General features: G+C 66.7%; 20 protein-coding genes and 1 pseudogene. 11 read left to right on the top strand and 10 right to left on the bottom strand.

Features of this window, described 5'->3' with window-relative positions:
• The first annotated feature begins 30 nt into the window (after positions 1-30).
• Together BACI348_RS06205 and BACI348_RS06200 are read left to right on the top strand one after the other, a co-directional pair.
• On the top strand, positions 31-552 hold the full coding sequence (locus tag BACI348_RS06205; RefSeq protein ID WP_159824424.1) for a DoxX family protein: 522 nt from the start codon (positions 31-33) through the stop codon (positions 550-552).
• 63 nt (positions 553-615) lie between these two features.
• Positions 616-2,067, top strand: a complete 1,452-nt coding sequence (locus tag BACI348_RS06200) for an amidohydrolase family protein (protein WP_159824423.1) — start codon at positions 616-618, stop codon at positions 2,065-2,067.
• Between the two features lie 172 nt (positions 2,068-2,239).
• Here BACI348_RS06200 and BACI348_RS06195 read toward each other — a convergent pair whose 3' ends face one another.
• The 4 genes from BACI348_RS06195 to BACI348_RS06180 all read right to left on the bottom strand — a co-directional run bounded on the left by BACI348_RS06195 (position 2,240) and on the right by BACI348_RS06180 (position 6,507).
• Positions 2,240-2,740 (bottom strand): SRPBCC family protein, encoded by a 501-nt coding sequence (locus BACI348_RS06195; protein WP_159824422.1) that lies wholly within the window; start codon positions 2,738-2,740, stop codon positions 2,240-2,242.
• A 21-nt stretch (positions 2,741-2,761) separates the two neighbouring features.
• Entirely contained in the window at positions 2,762-3,499 is a 738-nt protein-coding gene (locus tag BACI348_RS06190; protein ID WP_159824421.1) for a mycothiol-dependent nitroreductase Rv2466c family protein, read from the bottom strand.
• Positions 3,500-3,639: 140 nt separating this feature from the next.
• The gene (locus tag BACI348_RS06185) at positions 3,640-4,695 is read right to left on the bottom strand and encodes a 2,3-butanediol dehydrogenase (protein ID WP_159824420.1); all 1,056 of its coding nucleotides are present in this window, start codon (positions 4,693-4,695) and stop codon (positions 3,640-3,642) included.
• A 12-nt stretch (positions 4,696-4,707) separates the two neighbouring features.
• Positions 4,708-6,507, bottom strand: coding sequence for an NAD(P)/FAD-dependent oxidoreductase (locus BACI348_RS06180; protein WP_159824419.1), 1,800 nt, complete (start codon positions 6,505-6,507; stop codon positions 4,708-4,710).
• Positions 6,508-6,678: 171 nt separating this feature from the next.
• On the opposite strand from BACI348_RS06180, the gene BACI348_RS06175 reads away from it, so the two are divergent.
• Entirely contained in the window at positions 6,679-7,962 is a 1,284-nt protein-coding gene (locus BACI348_RS06175; protein WP_159829846.1) for a GAF domain-containing protein, read from the top strand.
• Between the two features lies 1 nt (position 7,963).
• Here BACI348_RS06175 and BACI348_RS06170 read toward each other — a convergent pair whose 3' ends face one another.
• Together BACI348_RS06170 and BACI348_RS06165 are read right to left on the bottom strand one after the other, a co-directional pair.
• A complete protein-coding gene (locus tag BACI348_RS06170; protein WP_159824418.1) occupies positions 7,964-8,551 on the bottom strand; it encodes a hypothetical protein in 588 nt (195 codons plus the stop codon).
• Between the two features lie 36 nt (positions 8,552-8,587).
• Complete coding sequence (locus BACI348_RS06165; RefSeq protein WP_159824417.1) at positions 8,588-8,764, bottom strand: hypothetical protein; 177 nt, start codon at positions 8,762-8,764, stop codon at positions 8,588-8,590.
• On the opposite strand from BACI348_RS06165, the gene BACI348_RS06160 reads away from it, so the two are divergent.
• The 6 genes from BACI348_RS06160 (at position 8,763) to BACI348_RS06135 (ending at position 13,176) form a co-directional block, all read left to right on the top strand.
• Positions 8,763-9,566, top strand: a complete 804-nt coding sequence (locus tag BACI348_RS06160) for an alpha/beta fold hydrolase (RefSeq protein WP_159824416.1) — start codon at positions 8,763-8,765, stop codon at positions 9,564-9,566. The two genes, BACI348_RS06165 and BACI348_RS06160, sit on opposite strands and share 2 nt — an antisense overlap.
• Positions 9,567-9,718: 152 nt before the next feature.
• Complete coding sequence (locus tag BACI348_RS06155) at positions 9,719-10,444, top strand: hemerythrin domain-containing protein (protein ID WP_159824415.1); 726 nt, start codon at positions 9,719-9,721, stop codon at positions 10,442-10,444.
• 33 nt (positions 10,445-10,477) lie between these two features.
• Positions 10,478-11,218, top strand: a complete 741-nt coding sequence (locus BACI348_RS06150; RefSeq protein WP_159824414.1) for a DUF4386 domain-containing protein — start codon at positions 10,478-10,480, stop codon at positions 11,216-11,218.
• 37 nt (positions 11,219-11,255) lie between these two features.
• The gene (locus BACI348_RS06145) at positions 11,256-12,023 is read left to right on the top strand and encodes a VldE C-terminal domain-containing protein (RefSeq protein WP_159824413.1); all 768 of its coding nucleotides are present in this window, start codon (positions 11,256-11,258) and stop codon (positions 12,021-12,023) included.
• Positions 12,024-12,151: 128 nt separating this feature from the next.
• Positions 12,152-12,934 (top strand): GntR family transcriptional regulator, encoded by a 783-nt coding sequence (locus tag BACI348_RS06140; RefSeq protein ID WP_159824412.1) that lies wholly within the window; start codon positions 12,152-12,154, stop codon positions 12,932-12,934.
• 59 nt (positions 12,935-12,993) lie between these two features.
• Positions 12,994-13,176 (top strand): hypothetical protein, encoded by a 183-nt coding sequence (locus BACI348_RS06135; RefSeq protein WP_159824411.1) that lies wholly within the window; start codon positions 12,994-12,996, stop codon positions 13,174-13,176.
• A gap of 32 nt (positions 13,177-13,208) precedes the next feature.
• Here BACI348_RS06135 and BACI348_RS06130 read toward each other — a convergent pair whose 3' ends face one another.
• Both BACI348_RS06130 and BACI348_RS06125 read right to left on the bottom strand, forming a co-directional pair.
• The gene (locus BACI348_RS06130) at positions 13,209-14,204 is read right to left on the bottom strand and encodes a nucleoside hydrolase (RefSeq protein WP_159824410.1); all 996 of its coding nucleotides are present in this window, start codon (positions 14,202-14,204) and stop codon (positions 13,209-13,211) included.
• Positions 14,205-14,233: 29 nt separating this feature from the next.
• A pseudogene (locus tag BACI348_RS06125) lies at positions 14,234-15,678 on the bottom strand (MFS transporter).
• Between the two features lie 148 nt (positions 15,679-15,826).
• On the opposite strand from BACI348_RS06125, the gene BACI348_RS06120 reads away from it, so the two are divergent.
• Both BACI348_RS06120 and BACI348_RS06115 read left to right on the top strand, forming a co-directional pair.
• Complete coding sequence (locus BACI348_RS06120) at positions 15,827-16,696, top strand: ribokinase (RefSeq protein WP_159824409.1); 870 nt, start codon at positions 15,827-15,829, stop codon at positions 16,694-16,696.
• Positions 16,693-17,250 carry a GNAT family N-acetyltransferase gene (locus tag BACI348_RS06115; RefSeq protein ID WP_236557472.1) on the top strand — a complete coding sequence of 186 codons (558 nt, stop codon included), beginning with the start codon at positions 16,693-16,695 and terminating at the stop codon, positions 17,248-17,250. Before BACI348_RS06120 ends, BACI348_RS06115 begins: the two co-directional genes overlap by 4 nt.
• A gap of 128 nt (positions 17,251-17,378) precedes the next feature.
• On the opposite strand, the gene BACI348_RS06110 is transcribed toward BACI348_RS06115, so the two are convergent.
• Both BACI348_RS06110 and BACI348_RS06105 read right to left on the bottom strand, forming a co-directional pair.
• Positions 17,379-18,011, bottom strand: a complete 633-nt coding sequence (locus BACI348_RS06110) for a hypothetical protein (RefSeq protein ID WP_159824408.1) — start codon at positions 18,009-18,011, stop codon at positions 17,379-17,381.
• A gap of 191 nt (positions 18,012-18,202) precedes the next feature.
• Positions 18,203-20,056, bottom strand: a complete 1,854-nt coding sequence (locus BACI348_RS06105) for a hypothetical protein (protein WP_201298384.1) — start codon at positions 20,054-20,056, stop codon at positions 18,203-18,205.
• Positions 20,057-20,077: the final 21 nt, after the last annotated feature.

Below are 20,077 nucleotides of genomic sequence, written 5' to 3'. Positions count from 1 at the left end.
CCGGGCCAACGACCAGGAAGGACAGGAGCCATGGTGGACACGGCCGTACTCATATTTCGTCTCCTGCTCGGCGCCATATTGTTCGCTCACGCGGCGCAGAAGCTGTTCGGCTGGTTCGGCGGCAACGGACTGCAGAAACAGGCAACGATCTTCGAATCCCTCGGGCTTAAACCGGGAGTGCCGATGGTGGTGATGGCCGGCACCATGGAACTGCTGGCCGCAACGCTGCTCGTGCTGGGTCTGGGGACCCCGCTGGCCGCGCTCATCGGCAGCGGGACCATGCTCGTCGCCGGACTCACCATGCACATGAACTCGGGGCGGTTCTGGAACTCGGCCGGAGGAGGCGAATACCCCTACGTCCTCGCCGCCGCCATGGCCGTGGTGGGCATCGGCGGCGCAGGCCGATACGCCCTCGACAGGTTCCTCGCCACCGAATGGCCCCCGCTGACGGCCTGGCTGGAGCCTTCCTGGATTCACGCCTTGGCCATCCCCGTACTGGCGCTGGTCTCGGCCCTGCCCTTCGCGCTGCTGCTGCGCCGCGGACGGCACTAACAAACCCACCCTTCCTGCCGGCGTACACCGCTCCGGCAGGACTACGACACGAAGGAGTGATCGATGAACAACCCCGCCCACGTCCCCGCCCCGGGGCAGCCAATCGTTTTCCGCAACGGCACCGTCCTCACGATGGACGCCGCCAGGAAGGTTCTCACGGACACAGATGTGCTCGTCACCGGCGAGGACATCGCCGCGATCGGCCCCTCATTGGAGGTGCCCGCCGGAACCTTCGAGATCGACGCCGCCGGAGGCATCATCATGCCCGGCATGGTCGACACCCACCGGCACATGTGGCAGACCGCCATGCGCGGCTACGGTGCGGACTGGACCCTGACCCAATACTTTGTCTGGTACTACCTTGAACACGGCCGCTCCTTCCGGCCCGAGGACATCGCCACGGGCAACCTCCTCTCAGCCTGGGATGCGCTGGACGCAGGGGTGACCACGAGCGTGGACTGGTCTCACGGCCTTAGCACGCTGGACCACGCGGAGGCCGCCCTGGACGCCCTCGAAGGCACGGGCGGGCGCTTCGTGTTCGCCCCCGGGAACATCTTCGCCGGACCGTGGGACTGGTCCACCACGGCCGACTTCAGGGCGTTCGTTGCGCGGCGCAACCGGCGGTCCGACATGCTGAAGTTCCAACTGGCTTTCGATGTCACCGGCGATCCTGCCTTCCCGGAGAAGGCGGCCTTCGAAGCGGCCCGGGAACTCGACCTCTCCGTCACCACGCATGCCGGCGTCTGGGGCGCCACCAATGACGACAGCATCCGGCTCATGTACGACCACGGCTTCATGACACCCGGAACCGTCTACGTGCACGCCGCCACCCTGAGCCAGGACTCATACCAGCGCATCGCCGCAACCGGCGGGTCCGTCTCGCTCTCGACCGAAAGCGAGCAAAGCTGCGGACAGGGTTATCCGCCCTCCTGGGCGCTGCGCCAGCACAACATCCCGGTCTCGCTGTCGGTTGACACCAGCGTGTGGTTCAGCAGCGACCTCTTCACCGCCATGCGCACCACGCTGGGCGCTGACCGCTCTTACGAACACATGCGTGCCCACGAGGCCGGCGACACCGTCACGCACTCTGCGCTGCGGGCCGAACACGTCGTGGACTGGGCAACCCGGGGCGGCGCCGCCGCCCTCGGACTTGACCACGCGGTCGGCAGCATCGAAACCGGCAAGAAAGCCGACATTGTCCTGCTGAAGAACGACTTCTCGCCGACGGCGTTCCCCCTCATCAACCCGTACGGCCACGTGGCCCTGCAGGCTGGCCGCGGTGACGTGCAGACAGTCCTGGTGAACGGGCGGACGGTCAAACACAACCACCGCCTCGTCGGGGTGGACCTGGATGCACTCCGCAACAAAGTCAGCGCCACCGTGGAGCATCTGCAGTCCACGCTCGGCAAGGACACCTGGGCCCAGGGCATGAATCCGGACATCCCCGAAACGAAGATCCTCGACAACCCCTACATGTACACCGAGTACAGCAGCGCCGCCACGCACGGCCACTAGCTTCAGGCCACGGCCGGTAACGCGAAGGTGGCGGCAGTTCCAGGGAACTGCCGCCACCAGTAGGACATAGGCTTCGGGACGCGTGAAAGTCAGCCCGTGGAAGCTCCACCGCGTATCACCGGGCCGCCAACACCCATCACCCGGGTGTCACCAACCTCATGGTGCAGTACACCTAGGACCCGGCTTCCTGATGTGCAGGGATGGACTCCGCGATCCGCTTGATTGCCGCGAGCGTTTCCGGAATGCCGTCCAGCGCCTGCCCGGCGCGGTCGGCGATCTGGGCGTCAGCGTCATCACCGAACTTTTCCTTGAACATGGCGATTCCCTCCGGCAGGAATTCCCAGGACTCGGTCAGGATGGTTCCGTCCCCCGCCGGGGTGAGGGTGAAGCCCCAGCGGACGAACTTGCCGCCCACCAGCCAGGCGAACTCACGGCCGGGCTCGGCGGCAACCACCTGCGACCGGGTCTCCCAGGTCCGGTGGGGCAGTTCGTTGCGCCCCGTGAACCAGGCGCCGGGCTGGCCGGCGCTGTCCTCGTCGTCCCACCAGCACGAGGTGCAGACCGGGCTCCACTCGCCGGTGCGGGTGACGTCGGAGACCAGGTCGTAGAGCGTCCCGGCTGATGCCTGGACCGTGACCGACTCCTGGTATTGGCGATTGTTGTCCTGATTCATGCGTCCCATCCTTCCAGTCAGTTACTTCTTCTGCCGCCGGCTGCCGCCGTGCCAGTCCTCCTGCTGGCCCACTGCACCGGCGGTCACCCCGAGGGCTGGAAGCTGCGGCCGCTCGCGCAGGCTGCGCTTGAGCTCCGCGAACCCGGGGAACCGCGCCAGGCCCACTACGTGGTCCCACAGCTCTGCGGCCGACTCTTCGTCCGGCAGACGGCTGATCACAGGCCCGAAGAAGGCCACACCGGCGGGAGGTTCAAAGTGGATGATGGGCGTGCCCACATCCTTGCCCGCCAGCGCCAGCGCCTCATCCGTTTCCTGCCGGATCTCCCGGTCCCAGGACTCGTCGTCGAGGGCTTCTGCGAGCGCCAGCGGCAGGCCCGCCTGGGCAAGGATCGGCTCCACGAACTCACGCGTCCCCCGCCGCTCACGCACGTCGCCCTCACTGGTCTGGCCGGCTGTGTCCGGGGCAGCTTCGAAGATGTGGGTCCCGAACGTCTCGTACAGCCGGCCGACCGCCTCGCGGCCATGCTCCGCCCGGGCCCGGGCCGCCACCCGCAGCAGCCGGAGCCCGGCGGTGTGTCCGGCCTCGTACTCAGGCGGAAAATGCGCGTCGTAGTCCACCGCCGCGTTGACCTGGCGCAGCGAAATGAACCGCCAGTCCACGGTGTACGCGCGCTGAGTCTGGACCTGCCGCAGCCATTTGCTCGTCATCCAGGCGAAGGGGCAGACGGGGTCGAAATAGAAGTTGATGTCGGCATTCACGCGTCCACCCTTGCACCTGCACGTGACCTGCGTCTAATCAACAGGCCCGGACAGGCGGACGCCCGTGTCCGCGCAGAAAGGGAGGACGACGGCGGCACTCGCCTCCCGCCGTCGTCCTTCCTGGCGTGCCGCCCCCGGACCTACGGGTGCACCAGCACCTTCACCGCGGTGTCCTTGTGGTTGATGAGGGTGTCGAAGCCCTGCTCCACCAGGTCCTCCAGCGCTATCCGGCCGGTGATGAACGGCTTGAGGTCCACCTTGCCCTCCTGCACCATCTTGATCACGGCGGGGTGGTCGCGGACGTAGGCGATGGTGCCGCGCAGGTCGATCTCCTTGAGGACCAGCTTCTGCATGTCCACGGTGGCGGGCGCGCCCCAGATGGACACGTTGACCACCACCGCGCCGGGACGGACGGCGTCGAGCATGGTGTCCAGCACCGCGTTCACGCCGGCGCATTCGAACGCGACGTCCGCCCCGGTGCCGCCGGTCAGTTCGCGCACCCGCGCCGGGACGTCCTCCTTGCTCGGATCCAGCACATGGTCCGCCACCCCGCTGGACGTGGCTTTCTCCTTGCGCGCCTGGGTGAGTTCGCTGATGATCGTGGTCACGCCCATGCCCTTCAGCACGGCGGCGGTGAGCAGCCCGATGGGCCCGGAACCGCCCACCAGCGCGGTATCGCCCGCCTTCACGCCGCTGCGCGCCACGGCATGGTGGGCAACGGACAACGGCTCGATCAGGGCCGCCTCGTCCAGCGGGATGTCCCCGACGGGATGCACCCAGCGGGCGTCCACCACGATCTTCTCGCTCAGCCCGCCCCCGCCGCCGGACAGCCCGATGAAGCCCATTTGCCGGCACAGGTGGTAGCTGCCGGCCTGGCACATGTCGCAGTCGCCGTCCACAAAGTAGGGTTCGACGACGACGTTGTCCCCCTTCGCCAGGCCCGTCACCCCTTCGCCGATTTCCGAGACAGTTCCGGAGAATTCGTGCCCCAGGGTTACCGGGGATTCCTCGTGCGAGAGCGGGTGCGGATGGCCTGGCGCCGGGACGAAGATGGGACCCTCCAGGTACTCGTGCAGGTCCGTGCCGCAGATGCCGCACCACGCGACGTCGATCTTCACCGCCCCGGCGCGGAGTCCCGGCTCCGGGACATCCTCGATCCGGATGTCCTTGCGGGCGTGGAAGCGGGCTGCCTTCATGGTGGGTTCTCCTTAGCGGGTGTGGTGGCTGGGCTGCAGTTCGTACACCGGCGTCTCCAGCCCTTCCATCCGGGCTTTGAGCTGCAGGGCCAGGTAGGAGGAGTAGTGCCGGCTCTGGTGCAGGTTGCCGCCGTGGATCCAGAGGTTGGTGACGTTGGTTGGTTTCCACATATTGCGCAGCTCTCCCTCCCACGGTCCAGGGTCTTTCGGCGTGTCTGAGCCGTATCCCCAGCACTTGCCCACCCGGTCCGCGATTTCCGGCGAGACCAGGTCCGCCAGCCAGCCGTTCATGGACCCGTACCCGGTGGCGTAGACAATCAGGTCGGCCTCCAGCTCGGTGCCGTCGTCCATCACCACGGCATTGCCGGTGATCTTCGAAACCTGCCCGGACTTCAGCTGCACCCGGCCGTCGATGATCAGCTGGGAGGCGCCGACGTCGATGTAATAGCCGGAGCCGCGCCGCAGGTACTTCAGGAACAGGCCGGACCCGTCCACGCCGAAGTCCAGCTCGAACCCGGCGGCCTCCAGCTGCGAGTAGAAGCCGGCGTCCCGCTTCGCCATCTCCTGGTACACGGGCACCTGGGCCTCCGGCAGGATCCGGTACGGCAGGGAAGCGAACAGCAAGTCCGCCTTCTCCGTGGTGACGCCGTTGGCGAGCGCCTTCTCCGAGTACAGGTCCCCCAGGGCCAGGTCCATCAGCGATTCGCTGCGGGCGATGTGGGTGGAGGAACGCTGGACCATGGTGACCTCGGCGCCGTGCTCCCACAGGTCGGCGCAGATGTCATGCGCGGAGTTGTTGGAGCCGATCACCACCGCCTTCTTCCCGGTCCAGTCCCCGCCGCCGGGGTGCTGGGAGGAGTGCCGCTGCTCCCCCAGGAAGCTCTCGGCGCCGTCAAAGGCGGGGATGTTCGGGTAGCCGGAGACGCCCAGGGCGAAGACCAGCTGCTTGGGCCGCAACGTCACCGGTTCCCCGTTGCGGAGGACGCTGACCGCCCATTCCTGCGTGCCGTCGTCGTACTCCGCGCCCACGCACTCGGTGCCGGACCAGTAGTTCAGCTCCATGATGCGGGTGTAGTGCTCCAGCCAGTCGCCGATCTTGTCCTTGGCGGCGAAGACGGGCCAGTCCTCCGGGAACTTCAGGTAGGGCAGGTGGTCGTACCAGACGGGGTCGTGCAGGTGCAGGGACTTGTAACGGTTCCGCCAGGAGTCGCCCGGGTTCTGGTTCTTCTCAATCACAATGGTGGGCACGCCGAGCCGCCGCAGCCGCGCGGCAAGGCCGATGCCGCCCTGCCCGCCGCCAATGATCACGCAGTAGGGCTGCTCCTCGTAGCCCAGCCGCGCCTCCTGCTCCTCCTTGAGTTCCTTCCAGGAGCGGCGGCCGCGGACGATTTCGTGCGCCACGCCCTGCTCGCGGCGCGGGCCCTTCTTCTCCTCGAAGCCCTTCAACTCCTGCATGGTGGTCAGCAGCGTCCAGCATTTGCCGTTCCGCAGCCGGAGCTGGCCGTAGCCGCGGGCAGCGCCGGTCTCGAACGTGATCCAGGCTTCCACGGTCCCGTCCGGGCCGGCGTTGCCGGTGGCGTCCTCGGCGAGCGCCCAGTTGGCCGGCTGGACGTGGTCCAGCGTGGCCTCCAGCATCCGGCGGATGTCCGCCTTGCCTTCCAGGGTTTTCAGGTTCCAGGTGAACGCCACGAAGTCGCGCCAGTAGCTCTCATCCTCGAACAGGTCCAGCGCGGCGTCCACGTCGCGCCGCTGCAGCGCCTGGTCCACGCTGGCCAGCCAGGCCTGGGCGGCGGCGGTGGGTGTTTCGGTCATCTCCACTCCTTTGTGTGCGGTCCCTCAGGTGGTCCGGGCGGCCCCCTCCCGCCGGTGTCCCTGCGGTATGCTGGGGCGGTCGTGAGCTGCATCACTATTGGAACGCGGCGGGGGTAACAAGTGCGTTACACGGGCACTGCCGGTAAGGACGCCGGGGGTGAGGAGGAGACGGTGGACTACGGCCTGAGGTTTTCAGACCCGGCGAAGTACGCGCGTGCCCTGCGCCGCGCCCACGAGCTGGTGATGTCCGGTGTGCCGCGCCCGGAGATCCCCACACCGCTGGCGGAATCGTGGCGCCGGTCCATGGCGCTGGGGATCAGCCCGGACCAGCACAGCCCGCGGCACCTGCACGATCCGTCCGAGGTGGTCCAGCTGCGGCGGGCGCACCGGCTGCAGCGGGTGATGCCGGCGCTGCAGGACCTGCTGGCCGATGATTCCAGTTCCGGCCGGCACCTGCTGGTGCTCACCGATGCCGGCGGCGAGATCCTGTGGCGGGTGGGCAGCCGGGAGGTGCTGCGGCGGGCGGACCGGCTGGAGTTTTCCGAAGGGGCGGACTGGTCCGAGGCCGGGATCGGCACCAACGCCATCAGCGAGGCGTTGGTCACCGGCGGGCCGGTGCAGCTGTTCTCCGCCGAACACCTGGTCCGAACCCACCACGACTGGGCCTGCACGGCCGCGCCCATCACGGACCCTTTGACGGGTGCGTTGCTGGGTGTGCTCGACGTTTCCGGCCCGCTGGATACCATCAGCGCAGACACGCTGCGGATGGTGCGGTGCGCCGTCCGGGTGGCGGAGTCGCTGCTGGGAACGCCCGACGGCGGCGCCTCCCCGGGTGCTTCGGCTTCCGTGCGTGCGTCCCGGCAGCCTGTCCCGCCTCGTGTTGCGGTGCAGCGGCTGGAGCTCCTGGGCGACCGGCCTGCCGCGGTGTTTGCCGACGGGAGACGGGTGCCGCTGACGTTGCGCCGGGCGGAGATCCTGGCGCTGCTGGATTCACGGTCGCAAGGGTGGAGCGCGGAAGAGCTGGCGTATGAGCTGCATGGCGACGCGGGCACACCGCAGGCCATCCGGACCGAAATGTTCCGGGTCCGGTCCATGCTTGGTGATGCTGTGGAGTCCAACCCGTACCGGCTTGCTGCCGGCGTGGCCGGGTGTTCTGACTCGGGCCGGGTGCTGCGGCTGCTGCGCGAGGGACGGGTGGCAGAGGCGCTGGACGCCTACGCCGCTCCCCTGCTGAGCCGCTCCGGAGTCCTGGCCGTGCAATTGCTGCGGGACCAGCTGGACCTGGCGGTTGGCTCGGCGGTGCGGTCCAGCGGCAATGCCGGGTTGCTGATGCGGTGGCTGTCCACGGACATGGGGTCCGCGGACACGGAGGCTGTGGAAGCGCTGGGACAGCTGGTGGGACGGGATGATCCCCGCTATGTAGCGTTCCGCGCTTCCGCTGCGCTGTGCAGTTGAGCTACGGAACGCCGGCGGCCTGCTCCGCTGTCAGCAACGCCTGGGAGAACCTGTCGACGGCGAGCTTGTACTCAGCGGGGTCGCCTGCGGTGCGTGCCTGGTCGGCAACGCGCATGGCCTTGATCATGGCCGACGTTGCCGGGAGCGAAGCATCACACATCGCCGGGTAATCCAGCTGTTTCTGCGGGTCCACCTCGTAGCTGAGCCAGCGGCGTTTCAGCAGGTCATAACGGGCAGCGGTTGCCGCGAATTCCGGCGCGTCCGGCAGGGAAAGGTGGGCCTGCCCGGCGCCTGCGCCCACCATCGGGTGCCCGCCCACCGCACTGGAGCCACCCCGGACGGCGGCACTGTTCCGCGGGACCGGGTACAGGTACTTTCCACCGAAAAACCCGCCGGCCACTGCGGCCAGTAACAGCCAGCCGGGGGAATCAACGGCAACAAAGGCCACGGCTGCGCCCGCTGTGGAGGCCGCCTGACCACCGGTGACCACCATTTTGGTGCGGCCGATCCTGTACAGCTTGCGCGGACGGTCCAGCTGTTTTTCGTGGAATGCCTTAAGCCTGGCAGCCCATTCGCCGGCGTTGCTCAACAGTCGTACTCCTCGGTGGGGATGACGGGAACGCCATCAAACGCGGACACCGGAGACGTGCTGTTGCTCGGCCTGGCCGCGGTCAACCTGGACACCGGTGTAGGACTGACCGGTACGGCCTACCCCTACCCCAACGATACCGTTGCCGCAGGCCAGGTCCGTAAAGCACGGCACCCCTTGCACACTTCCGGTGGCGGCGTAGGGTTCTGCCATGGAACCGATGCGGGCCATCCTGCTTCCCGGCGCCGTGCTCCCGGCGCACCTGGCCTATGAAGCCCTGATAGAAGCCCTCGGGCCGGATGTGCAGCCCGTCGCCAAGGAACTTGAGCTGTACAAGGACGGCGGCCCGCCCGCCGGCTGGAGCCTGGGCACGGAGGTGGACGGCGTCGTTCGTGTAGCCGATGCCCGGGGCTGGCAGACGTTCCACCTGGTTGGCTATTCCCACGGGGGCACGGTTGCGCTGGCGTTCGCTGCCCACCATCCGGAACGGCTGCAGAGCCTGGCCCTGCTGGAGCCGGCCTGGGCAGGGAACTGGGACTGGAGCCACTCCTACAGCGAGTACCGGAAACAGTACGAGCAGTTGGAGGAGCTTCCGCCGGAGGAGTTCATTCCCGCCTTCATGAGGCTGACGGTGAGGCCCGACGTCGCCCTTCCGCCACCGGAGCCGGGTCCCCCGCCGCCGTGGATGGCTCAGCGGCCGGCCGGGATCAGGGCGTTCCTGCAGGCGTTTAGAACGTACGATCTGGACAGGTCGAGGCTGGCCGCCTTCAGCAAGCCGGTGTTCTACGCGCTCGGCGGCCTGAGCAACCCGGACGACTACGGCGAGATGGCGGCCCGGCTGGCGAGGGTATTCTTCCCCGACTTCCATTTGGAGGTCTTCCCCAGGCGCCACCACTTTGACCCGCCACACCTGTCCGAGCCGCAGCGGCTGGCCGAGGGACTCCACCGGCACTGGGCGGCCGCGGAAGAACAATCGAAGAACAAGCACGCGGCCACCGAATCCCGGACCGGCTGACTCCGGCGGACTTCCGGGGAGCTACCGGACGGCGTTGCTGGTGTTCAGCCGGGCCGGTGGCAGCGGCCATTGTTTGGGCCCTTGGGCAGGCGGTACGATGCTGCCCGGGGAGAGGTCCTGGTCTGGAATGACGAGCGATAGGGGACCTTCCGATGACCGATTTCTTCACCATGCGGCCCGGCGAAACCGCTGCTCCCCTGCCACCGGGGCCTGTCCTGTGTACCGGGACGCCGCGCATGCGCCGCATTCACCGCTTCTTCCTCTGGGCCTACGGTGAGGCACCCGGACTGGTGCGCTCCGTCACCGCCGGGGACACTGCCCGCGCCGCGTACGTGGGGGAAGTCCTCGGCAACTTCGACAAGGTGCTCCACATCCACCACGAGGGCGAGGACCTGCTTCTATACCCGCAGTTGGAGCAACGTGCCCCGGCCTGTGCGCTGCACGTGGCGCAGATGCTGGAGCAGCACCGGCAGGTGACACAGCGGCTCGAGGCTATCGAGCCGGTCCGCCTGCGGTGGATGGCGGCGGCGGACGAAGAGTCGGGCGCTGACCTCGCCGCCCGCTACGAGGACTTGGCGGCGGTCCTCAACGTCCATTTGCGGCGCGAGGTCACCGAGGTGATGCCCGCCGCGGACAGGGTGATCACCGAGAAGGAAATGGACGCGGCAGGGCAGCACGGCATCGACCAGCTGGATAAGAAGTTCCTGGTGGGCTACCTCGGGATGGTGCTGGCCGCGAATCCGCCCGCGGACCGGAAGGAACTGTTCAAGGAGATCCCCGCGCCGGTCCGCCTCGCCTACCGCCTCTTCGGGCGCAGACTGTACCGGAAGCAGTACGCCACGCTCTTCCCCGGACGCCCCATCCCCGAGACGCTGTAGTCCGGGCCGGCTGGATCCGCGGCGGCGGGCATCATGGCAACCAATACCAGTGACAACACCACGCCGCGGGTGACCGGCGTGCTGTTCGTGGTGAGCGCGCTGGCGTTCGCCGCGGCCGCCACCGTCCTGTCGGCAACGTTCGACTGGCCGGACATCCTGCGGGAACCGGCCAGTGTTGTGCTGCCCGCCTTCGACGCCGGCGGAGCGGGGCTGGTGTGGACCTGGTTCGCCACCGCGTGGACCTATGGTCTCCTGGCCATACCGGTCCTCCTGCTGCCCGCCTCGCTGGGCCTCCGCGACCATCCGGCCGTGCGGGTGGCCACCTGGGTTGGCGCCGCCTCCGTTTTGCTGTCGCTGATCGGGTTCCTGCGCTGGGTGTTCGTCGTCCCGCCCCTGGCCGCCTCCTACGTGGCAGGCGATCCCGCCGCGCGTGCCGCGGTGGAAGCGGCTTGGATCGCCCAGCACCAGTTCGGCGGGGCGCTGCTGGGCGAGCATCTGGGCCAACTGCTGGTGATCGGCTGGTCGGTCATCCTCAGCGTGGTCATTCTGCGCACCGGGATCCTTCCGCGCTGGCTCGGTGCTGCGGGACTGCTCGTCAGCTTTCTGTACCTGCTGAACCAGGGCGACATCATGGCCACCGCCGTTCCCGGCTTCCCGGTGTGGGACCTTGCGGGCCTGATTGGCAGTACGGGGTGGGGACTGTGGGTGGCGGCGCTGGGCGTCTGCATCCTGGTCCGCTCGGGCCGCGGCACGGCGCCGGGTTTGAAACAATAAGCAAGGCAGCATCCAGCAACCGAAGGGGCACCCCACGATGACCGGCAACCCGAGGCCAGGCAGCCGGCACCGCACCCGTCGGTTGCTCCTGGGCCTTGTCGTCCTCGGAGCCCTTGCGTCCGTGCTGGCGCTCCTCGGGCCCGGTCTACTGAGTGGGTTGCGCACTGCGGACGGCTCGCTGGTGCTGCGCCCGGAGTGCGTGGTCCAAACTGCGGACGGGGAGGTGGGACTCGACCGTGATGCGGCAAAGCGGGCCACCACGGCGGTGGCGCTGCTCGCCCGTGGAATGGCCGGTCCGGACACCGCCGGAATTGACCCGGCGGTGTTGCAGCGGTTGGCCGACGGGCCTCCCGGAGACGCCGGTCCTGTCCTGGCCTGCCGGGGTTCGGCAGCCAGTGACCTGCAGGAACAGCAGGCAGGCCCGAGCGGCCTGACGCCCCGCGCCGAGCAGCTGCGCGCGGCGATGGCCGGGGTGTTCGGCGGGCAGAGCCTGGGCGGGTTCGCCCCGGGTGGCGTGGACCAGGGGCACGGAGCCGACTCGACGCACTACGACGGCCGGGCGATCGACATCTTCTTCCGTCCCATCACCGAGGAGAACCGGCGGCAGGGCTGGATCCTCGCGCACTGGCTCGTCGCTCACGCGGAGGACCTGGACGTCCAGTACGTCATCTTCGACGACCGGTTCTGGAGCGCCCACAGCTCACGGGGGCAATGGGGGAACTACGACGCACCCGCACCCGCCAACGAGATCCTTCGTCACCTGGATCATGTCCACGTGGACGTACTGCGCGGAAGTCCTGGCTAAGGGACCTGGCGACCGCGGTTCCCGGCGCCCGAGGCAGGGTGGAGCCGCGTCCGCTTGTCCAACAAACGCGTCGGACGTTGCACTAGGCTGGAAATCCCCGGACCCGACACCACAAAGCGAGGCATAACGTGCACCAGGACGCCGCCCGGTTCCTGTCCCAGCCGGTGGCCGCCCAGCCCGGCGCGCCCCTCCGCGTCGCGGTGTACTCGCGGGTCGCCGAAGCAATCCGCAACGGCCTCCTCACCCCCGGCTCCATGATCCCCACCGAAACCGAACTCGGCACGGACATGAAGGTCAGCCGCACCGTGGTCCGGGAGGCCCTCATGCTGCTCGAGGAGGACGGCCTCATCAGGGCGCGGCGCGGCGTCGGACGCTTCGTCTCGGACACCCTCCCCCGCATCGGCATCGAACGCATCCAGCCGTTCGAGGAAGTCCTCGGCAGCCCGGGCCAGCCGGCGGAGGTCAAACGCACCCAGGTGGTCCGGCAGGCGGCGTCCGAATTCGTCGCCCCCGGCATCGGCGTTGAGCCCGGCACCGACTGCTGGCTCTGGGAATCGGTCCTGATCCGCGCCGGCGAGGCGATCGCCCACCTGCAGGAGAACGTCACTGCCCAGCCGGTCAGCTTCGGCAAGGGCCCCGCCGCGCCGCTTGAGATAGAGGACGACGGCGGCAGCACCCTGCTGGCCGCGCTCAACAAGCAGCTGGGCAGGTTGGCCGGGCCGGGCGAGTGCCAGATCAGCCTCAGCCAGGTGGGCCCCAGCCGCGCGAAGCTGCTGGACCTGCGCCCGTCCGACCCGGTTTTGGTCCTGACCCAGTACGTGTGGAACGGCAACCGGCCGTTCTACCTGGCCAAGTGCCTGGTGTCCGCCAAGGCAGGGCACCTTTCGGTGATGCAGCAGTTCCAGTCCTGACACGGGCAGCAGGGCTGATGCGTCCCGTTCGTCCTTACCGGTCACGCATACACTGAGCCATGGCTACTTACACACCCGTGGAACTGGCTCGCGAGTTGGGCTACACCGATGAGCAGCGCCCCGGACTGGTCGTTCGTGAATATCTCCGGAAAAAATACCCTGATCATCCGAAGTACCAGCGGTGGCTGCTGGACGAAGCCCAGGCAGCCGACGTCCGCACCAACGTTCCACGAAAGCGCTGAACGCCGAGCCGGAAGGCGAACCGGAGGGAAGGCTACGCGATGACCGCGTCGCATATCGCTGGCAGGGGAGCATTTTCGAAGTCTCCCAGCAGCGTCTCCACCAGGTGCGGCGCGAAGTCCTCCTCCAGCGTCAGGACCACCCGGCACCGCGCGCCGGACACCGGAGGGTACCCCGCGTACAGCCCGCGCATGTCGCACACGGTCTGCCCGCGGCCGGGCCCGTCGGAGGTGTCGACGGCGGCGCGCACCACCGGTGCCAAAGCAGGCTTAACGGCACCAACAGCGAGCGCCGCCGCAAGAGGATCGTGCATCGCGGAGCAGGGCCGGCCGTAGATGCCCTCGTAGAACCGGAAGTAGTAGCCCAGCATCTCCCCCAGCGCTTGCGGCACCGGCGCCGCCGAAGAAAGCAACACCTGCCGGTGGTGCTCCTCCAGCACCGACGCCATGGTCACGTCCAGCGGCACCAGGGTCACGTCCCAGTCGGCGGCCAGCACCAGGGCGGCGGCCTCGGGGTCGTGCCAGATGTTCGCCTCGGCCACGGGCGTGATGTTCCCCGGCGCCAGCGCGGCCCCGCCCATCACGGTCACCGACTCCACCAAAGACGGCAGCGCAGGCTCCAGCCGCAACGCCTCGGCGATATTCGTCAGCGGCCCGATCGCCACCACCCGCAAAGTACCGGGGTAAGCACGGGCTAGCCGCACCAGCATCTGCGCCGCGGACTCCGCAGCAACAGAAGCGGCAGAAGGCGTCAACACAACCTCCCCAATGCCGTTCTCCCCATGCACCCACGGCGATCCGCCGCCAAAGGAACCAGCGAGCGGATCGTGCGCACCAACGGCCACCGGCACTGAAGCGGCTCCGGCCAGCGAAAGCAGGTTAAGAGTGTTCCGGGCGCCGACGGCGGCACTGACGTTCCCGCTCACGGTCCCGATGCCCACCACGGAAGCAAGAGGCGAGGAGAGCAGGTAGGCCAGGGCGAGGGCGTCGTCGATGCCGGTGTCGCAGTCCAGGTAAACGGGGGCAGTCACAATAGAGTCCTTCGCAACAGATAGAGGGGTTAGACCGTCTCGCGCTTGGGGGCGGCGACGAAGAGGCTGACGATGAACGCGGCGGCGGTGATGCCCACCGAGATCCAGAGGGCGGTGGCGTACCCGGCGGCCGTGGCCTGGGCGGCGAACGGCGCCACCAGGACGACGCCGAGGCTCGCCCCGATCCCGAACGACGCACCGTTGATGCCGGGCAGGGCCGCCGGGGCCTCCTTCGGAGACAAAAGCACCGAGAGCCCGTTGATGGCGGTCAGGAAGAAGCCGTTGTAAAAGATACCCAGGCAGGCAACGGCAACAAACACCGCCACGGGGCTGGAGGAAAACAGAGCGGCCACCACGGCACACACCAGGCTCAACGACGTCCCCAGCCGCAACGTCCGCACCCACCCGCGCCGGTCCGCCAGCCACCCGGCCAAAGGTGCGGCGAAGACGCCGATCAGCGCGGCGGGGGTAAGGAACAGCAAAGCCGAGATGGAGGCACTCAGCCCGAAGCCGCCGTCGGAATCCTGGCTCAAAAGCACCACGGTGAAGTTGATGACCGCGAAGATGCCGGCCAGGGTGAGGACGGTGGTGGCGATGACCGGCCACACCTGGCGGGAGCGCAGGTGGTGCACGGCGATGAGCGGGTGGCTGCGGCGCTTCTCGATGACCCAGAATCCCGCAAAGGACAACACGGTGCCGGCCAGCAGGGCCAGGGCGGTGGGCGAGGTCCAGCCGGCGGCCGAACCGTCGGAGACGAAGTACGTCAGGAACACCAGGAACAGCGAGAGGGAGCCGGCACCCCACCAGTCCATGGCGCCGCGCACCCCAACGGGGCGCCCGGCGGGCACCAGGCGGAAGATGCAGAAAGCGGCGATGGCGGTGAGGACGAGCACGACGACGAAGATGGACCGGAAGCCGAGGGTCTCGGCCATGAGCCCGCCCGCGTAGCCGTCCACGCCGCCCACTCCCCCGTTGATGGCGGCGATGATACCCACGGAAGTGCCGAAAACTTTGGCCTGCAGGTTCTCGCTGAGCACGATGTAGGCGAGCGCGAACACGGCGCTGGAGACGCCCTGCAGGAACCGGCCGGTGACGAGCAGCGGCAGGGTGGGCGCGGCGATGCAGAGGAGGGTGCCGGCGCCCATGATGCCCAGGACCAGCAGCAGCGCGGCGCGCCGGCCGATGAGTCGCTCCACCGGCCGATCACGGGCCCGGCGATGGCGCCGGCCAGGAAGAACATGGACTGGACGGGGGCGGCGCTGTCCGCGCTTTCGCCGAAGCTCGCGGCGATCTGCGGCAGCGCGGGGGTGACCATGCTGGCGTTCAGCTGGAAGGACAGCACGCCCAGCAGCAGGGTGGAGATCAGCAGGGCGGCGCGGCGGCCGGAGAGTTTGGTGGCGTCGTTGTCGGGAAGTACGGCGGCGGCGCCTCCTTGGGCGGGCGGCGCGGCTGCCGCGGGGGTCGGGGTGTTCACATCAAACTCCTTTGTTCGAGCAGAAGGGATCGCCTTTCGTAGCGATTCGAGTTGTTATACAACCATGTATGACTCACAAGTACAACCATACGCTACACTTTTTCGAAAGCCCGGCCGCTTCCGGCCCTCCCCCTGAGAGAGTTGTCCCATGAACACAACACGCCCTGCCGTTACCGTGGTCGGCAGCATCAACCTGGACCTCATCGCCACCGCCGAACGGCTTCCGACCGCAGGCGAAACCATCGGCGGCGCCGTCCTGTCCGAGCAGCCCGGCGGCAAGGGCGCCAACCAGGCCGCGGCCGCAGCCCGGCTTTGCGGCAGTGCCCGGATGGTCGGTGCCGTCGGTGAGGACGCGTCCGGGCAGCGGATGCTGGATGCCCTGGCTGCCGCCGGCGTGGATACTTCGGATGTTTCCGTACTGCCCGAGCCGACCGGGACGGCCCTGATCGTGGTGGACCGCGACGGTGAGAACCAGATCGTGGTGTGTCCGGGCGCCAACTCGCACCTGTCGCTGGACGGTGTGGAATTCGGACCCGAGGAGACGGTGCTGTGCCAGCTTGAGGTGGGCCTGGACGTGGTGCTGGAGGCCGCGCGGAAGGCACAGGGTTTCTTTGTGCTGAACGCGGCGCCGGCCATGGACCTGCCGGCGGAGCTTCTGGAGCGCTGCGACCTGGTGATCGTCAACGAGAGCGAGTACGCCCTGATTCCGGCCCTCGCCGAGGCGAAGCTGGTGGCGGTGACGTACGGCAAGGACGGCTCGGCGATGTTCGAGCACGGCCGGAAGGTGGCTCAGGCGCCGTCCGTTGCTGTTTCCGTGGCAAACACCGTGGGCGCGGGTGACGCATTCTGCGCCGCCCTTGTCCTGGCGCTGCGGAGCGGACTGGACTACAGCCGTGCCCTGGCTGTGGCCAATGCCGTCGGTGCCGACGCCGTGGGCGATCCGACCTCGCAGCCGGATTTGGCACAGTTGCGCCATTACGTCGAGCGTGTTGCTGCCGCTTCGGGCGCGTCCTCGTGACTGTCACTCTGCCGCTGGCTGTCACCTTCCGCCTAGCGGTGCCCGTCGACTTCCCGGAGGTCCGGCGCATCACCCGCGACGCCTATCTCCGGGCCGGGCACTTTTCTGCCGACCATCCGTACATGAGTGTGCTGGAGGACGTGGAGCACCGTGCCGAGCACGCGCAGGTGTGGGTGGCAGAGGCCGCCGGAAAGGTGGTGGCGGCGGTGACGCTAACGTTCGCCGGCCAGCCGTACAGCGAGATCGCGCAGGACGGGGAACTCGAGTTCCGGATGCTGGCCGTGGATCCGGCGCACCAGGGCGGCGGCGTGGGCCGGGCGGTGGTGCGCGAGATCGTGGAGCACGCCCGACGGCTGCCCGGAGTCGAGGGGATCAGCATCACCAGCGCCACCTTCATGGAGCGCGCCCATGGCCTCTACCAGTCGCTGGGCTTCCGCCGCGCGCCCGAGCGCGACTGGCACGTGCCCGGCGAGGACGTGCTGCTATGGGTGTTCACGCGTAGCTTTAGCCGGGGGTTGAGCCGGGTCTCCAAGACGATGGGGGCTTCCATCTAATTCTCCAACGCTGAAAGGTTTGCCAGCCACAGGGTCGGATTGGAGGCTGAACCTCCGCCATCACATGCGTCGTCCTTCCTGCTGTCTGCAATTCCATCCATGGGGCAAGGACGGAGCGCTGCGGGCGTCTACCCCGCGAACTCGAATTCGACGTTGATTTCGGAATCAACGCTTTCGATGAGTCGGGAGTAGAAAAGCCTCGCCTGCTCCTTTAGCGCTGCTTCGTTTTGGGAGATGTACTTCTGCTTGTTCTCGTCGCTGAGGATGCTGTTAATCATGCGGGTTTGGACAGCTGGCGCTGCCAGCCAGCTAAGCGCATTGCTCATCTCGAGGGGGTCCTCAAACGTCGGCTCGTCGAAGCCGATGCCAATAAATTGAGGGATGGTTACCCGAAAAGAATCCGGGCCAGTAGGCTCGATCAACACCTGTGATCCATCAATGCCCAATTTTGCATTGAACTTGTACTGAATCAGGGTCGTTTTCTCACTCGCGGGTACGGCAACACCGAAAATCTCCCCATTGCTTTCGTGCTTCGAGATACCCTCGATGTGGAGGCTGAGCAGTGCGACCTCTTGCAAGCGAGTAACAGACTGAACCACCTGTGAATCACGTTCGTGCGAGCTGCTGCTGAAAAGCGACCTGAGTGCCATTTGGTTAATCGCACCGGATGCGAGTGCGGCGCCCGATCCAGCAACAACCAATGCGGTGATCAACAGAACAGGCCAAAGCCGGAACCGCGCTTTGAACAACTTTGAAAGCATGAGTCTCCATTTTCATTTGACGTCGGAACGCCCTCGGGTGGTCACAGTACGGAACGGCCTGCCGTATCAGGGCCAAGTCGCCTCATCCCATATGCAGGATTCAAAGCTCGCGGATCCTGAGGCGGTACTACCCTTAGACCTGGGCTATGAGCCGGGAACCGCACCGTTCCACCCCCCCGTGAACAGTACATCTAGTTAAGTGGTGAGGGCTGGCGCGCAGCAGTGTCTCGGCTCTCCGCCAGGTCCTCTGCATCTTCGGCTAGATCTTCAACCAGCTTCGGCTCAAGGCCACTCTCGGATAGGTACTTCAGGGCCCTTCCAATGGTCTCAAGCTTCTTCTTCAGCTCTTTCAGTGCCTGAGAGGAGTCATCGGAGAACTCGTCCAGCCGCTCATATTCGCGGCGGACTGTTATCTCATTCGAAGTTAGGATGCTCCACAACGTGTAGTCCGGTTCAAGCTTTTGCCGCTGGCGCAGTATCGCGGCCGCCAAGCGGCGCTGAATCACTGCTTCCACGGTTTCGGCTGAAGTGCCGGGGCTGGCAAGGCTAAAAGCGATGCCACCACCACCCGCACCCACCAGCGTTCCTGCAGTTAGAAGTCCACCAATCATTCCGCCGGGACCGAATCCGGCCAAGGCACTCGTGATGACTGCGGCACCGACTACCCCAGGTGCCGCAGCCAGGGCCAGACCGCCGGTAGCAACGACTAGTGCAACTGCACCCGCGCCGAGTGCTCCCCATTTCTTCCAATCAATTACAAGCGCCCCACTGAGCACATCTTGGGCCTCCCTGGCAGCCTCAAAAACGTGAGTACCGTACTGGCTGCTCAACCCCATCTCCGACGTAAGCTCTTGCATTGCGCCGAGCCATTTCCCGCGGTCTACATTGATATCAAAGGGCCTGATCACATTTTCGGATGCCAGAACTGTCAGCAGCGTTACCGCGTCCTCTTTAGCGATGTGACGGCTTGGCAGGGGTGCAGGAACATTCGCATTCGAGTCAGATGCGTCGAAGGCCAGCCTTGCAATTTCAGAGGGCAGCGGCCTTGCCGCTTCCCTATTCCTTTGCCGAATTTCATCGACGACTGCGGCCTGCACTTGCCGCAACGCTCCAGCAAAGCGGATACCTTGTTCGCCGTCGAGCCGTTCCTTGAGCAGATGGGCATAGCGCAGTGCCACCAAGGCAGTCAGTTCAGACGCATCCAGTGGAATATCGAGACCTCGCTCCGCAAGGACGATTTCCTTGGACTTGGATCCGAAGAGCCCAAACCCCACGGCTTCGGCGACCGCGTCGTGTGAAAGGTACGATTCGGCGTCGTGTACGTGGTTGTTGAATCCAGTTGCAATACGGAAGTCCAGCATCCAGTTGTACACGGACGACAGGCCCCTGTGGGCAGCCACGGGGTCCAGCACATTCCAGAAATTTGCCCACCAAGCCAAGTTCGTAGGTGGTTCCTGCATATTTTCACGCAGCTTGTCGACATTGAATCTGCCGCTCGCCAGTGGGCTGCCGATGGTGACCATGCCGACCACCTCGAGCTCTTTTGGTAACCGCTGAATCAGGTCTGCAGCAATTACCGACCCTAGGCTATGACCAACAATTACTATCCGGCCGGCTGCGGGCACTTTGCTCAGTATGAGCCGCAGAACCTGTGCTCTGACGTCAGCGTCACCGAGGTACTTTCGGACTTGCGCGAAACCGGGAAGGTTCGCCGCCCCGTTAACCACTAGTTCGGCGCCACCCCAGCCGCGTCCGTGGTCATGTCTTCCTAACCGAAACTCCAGTGCAGCCGTGCGTCGCTCAAAATCCCTGCGATTCTGGCGGACCTTTTCCCTCGCAGGCTGCTTGACGTTGATCTTCGGAAGAGGGAAGGATTCATCACTGTCCCTGAGGGCGTGAGCATACCTGGGTGTAAGAATGCGTTCAGGGTTTATGCCCGGATACCCCAGACGCGATAACGCCGCCTCAAGGCCAGTCAGCCAGGCACGGTCTCTGTTTCCGTCTCCGACGCCGTGCAGAAAGAGCAGTGTGGGTTCTTGGGACATGGGAACTCCGATCGAAAATTC

Source organism: Arthrobacter sp. 9AX, from assembly GCF_902506095.1.
Lineage (GTDB): Bacteria > Actinomycetota > Actinomycetes > Actinomycetales > Micrococcaceae > Arthrobacter.
Note: the sequence above shows the minus strand (reverse complement) of the source record. Positions and strands in the feature narration are given on the sequence as shown.